The sequence below is a fragment of the Bacillus sp. AP8 genome (assembly GCF_000321185.1).
Classification (GTDB): Bacteria; Bacillota; Bacilli; order Bacillales; family DSM-1321; genus Bacillus_AD; species Bacillus_AD massilioanorexius.
Genome location: NZ_CAPG01000068.1, coordinates 1 through 2,381 on the forward strand (window position 1 = coordinate 1; position 2,381 = coordinate 2,381).

Genomic DNA, 2,381 nt, shown 5'->3' on the forward strand with positions numbered 1-2,381 from the left:
TTTATTCTCAATCTGAAACCGAACAAAAATAATTCTTTTATAGAATAACATACTTTTTTTAAAATAGCAAATGTTAAAAAGGGTTGAAATGTTTAACAATGTAAATCCGCATTTTCCTGGCGCTATCCCTATAAGTTCTTTCTAGAACAAAACTGCTCGTTAGCCCCGTAAGATAAGATCCGTTCTATTAGACATAATCTACGTCCTGCGACATTATTTTTATCATACAAACATTTTTATTTTTAATGTTTTTTTAAGGTTTAAATACTATTATTGAACCAAGCTTTTTCAAAGTAACATCTCCTTTGTCACCAGCCTTTTTAGGCTGGTTTTTTTATTTAACAAGAAGTATTTCGTCTACAGAATGTTCAGTACTCTCGAATTTTTATAACACTATCAATTTTTAGTCTTCAAGCAATTTTTCATGATGTTGAATAACAAAAAGGCTGCTCAATGAGAGCTCTGATCTTTAGCTCTAGAACCTATTTGTTTAAATATATATCACCACAAACTTTGTAATTTTCGAAATTAAAATCATAACCTTCATTTTCATTCATTATAGGAATGCTATACCGGGTATTCCATAACAAAATAAGCTGCCAACATGATAGCTTTAATCTTCTGCTATTGCATACGTTACTCTATTGAGTTAGAAATTATTTATTGGAAAGATCGTCAATCGCTTGAATAGCTAATTCCAACGATTTAATTCTTCTTTCTATCAGGGTTGTTTGGGCACTACCAGCCTTTAACTTAACATAGATTTTTTCAATTGACGGAAATAAACCAGTAAGAACATTGCGAGCCTCTGCTAATTCTTCCAAGGTGTAATGATGGGGTCTTTGATTCCAAACATTTTCTAACACTGCTAAACCGATGCAAGTAGCTTTAAGCCGTTTACTAAGGTAGTATTTGCTCCTTTTTTCCTTTTTGAGTCATCTGGGACAAGGCAGTATTGAGTTTGCCAATTGTCGATTTTAAAGATTTTATTGATTCTATCTTATCTACATTTGATACGTTTTCCATATAGTACTCTCCTTTCTTCATCTCTGAATTACTTTGCTTGATATTTTAAAAATTATTATGAGTTAGTCTGATTTCACCCGCAATATTTTAACATAAATAACTAACTCTCTTTAAGAAATTCTCAACAATATGGTCCATTGTTGAACACAAGTTAAATAACACTCTTCAACTCCCTCTTTATTTTCATACAAAAAAGCGATTCCTCTTATTTAAGAATCGCCCTCTTTAGTTTAATTACAATTTTTCACAATCTTGCTTCCTTGATTAAATTACTATTACTAAATGTTTGATATATAAAAGGGAACACCAGCTAAACAGGAAGTTCCCTTTTTATTTCTTGAAACGCACTCCAAAATAACCTTTAAGAAAAATAGCCTACGGTTATGGTTTGGAGTTTTCTTCAACGAATAACTGTTACATTACCTACAATAGTTGCATTGAATGACTATTGTTGGTTACCAACCAGTACCTACAAACAAAAATGTTTATTCGTTATTCATAGCAGCATTAAAAAGGCAAAATTCCAATAAACTCCAGAATTAATACTAGCTCCTATACAACCTAACCGTTATAAACACTTTCACATGTTCCAGCTGCTGGTTCATAAAAACAATGATTTTTAAATTGACCACTAAAAGGTTGATCGTACCATGTTGGAGGACAAGGAGCATATGGATTAAAATACCAAAGGGCATATTTTGCTGGATGATCTCTCCAAAATTCCAAATTTCGTCTTGCTAATCTTCTTTCAGAATCTCTCGCTCGTTGATAAAATACATTCCCTTTTTGAACAGCTTCAAAAGAATAATTTCCTCCTTGCACCTGAAAAATGACATCTTCAATAGTTCTTACATCTTTAAAGTCTAAACAATCTGCTACAGCACGATTAACAATTACATTGCCAACATATAACATCCCTTGTACACCTTCACCCTCGGCTTCTGCTCTCATCATCCTTGCCATTAAACTAACGTCTGCATCTCGGTATTTAACTCTTGGCATTTTTCCACCCCCAAAATATAGTATGAAAAAAAGCCTACTTAGATACCATTGTTTATAAAATAAGAATGCTTACAATACCTTTATTTAACTATCCTGTCCCGTTTGTACCATTTAAAAAAGAGCTGCAATCTGAACTGCACCCCAATTGTTAGACACAATCTATCAATTGGAGGTGTTTTTCTTTTGGCAAAATTCACGAATGACGAAAAAATTCACGCAGTCAAACGTTATCTAGAAGGTAATGTAGGTTGTAATACAATAGCTAAGGAAATGGGTGTTCATGTAAGTAAACTTCAATATTGGGTAAGAAAATATGAATATCATGGTAAACAGGCTTTTATAAAAACCTATAC

At 32.4% G+C, this 2,381-nt stretch carries 2 protein-coding genes and 1 pseudogene; 1 reads left to right on the forward strand and 2 read right to left on the reverse strand.

What is annotated here, in order from left to right; genetic code table 11:
• Positions 1-656 precede the first annotated feature (656 nt).
• Together BN349_RS24130 and BN349_RS16405 are read right to left on the reverse strand one after the other, a co-directional pair.
• Positions 657-1,026 (reverse strand): annotated as a pseudogene (locus tag BN349_RS24130) (hypothetical protein).
• 561 nt (positions 1,027-1,587) lie between these two features.
• The gene (locus BN349_RS16405) at positions 1,588-2,028 is read right to left on the reverse strand and encodes a cell wall hydrolase (protein ID WP_019243421.1); all 441 of its coding nucleotides are present in this window, start codon (positions 2,026-2,028) and stop codon (positions 1,588-1,590) included.
• Positions 2,029-2,211: 183 nt separating this feature from the next.
• On the opposite strand from BN349_RS16405, the gene BN349_RS26670 reads away from it, so the two are divergent.
• Positions 2,212-2,381, forward strand: a 170-nt coding sequence (locus BN349_RS26670; protein ID WP_019243422.1) for a transposase, incomplete at its 3' end; no start/stop codon positions are given.

Coding starts and splice junctions, on each gene's coding strand:
- BN349_RS16405 (WP_019243421.1), bottom strand. CDS start 2,028: ATGCCAAGAGTTAAATACCGAGATGCAGACGTTAGTTTAATGGCAAGG.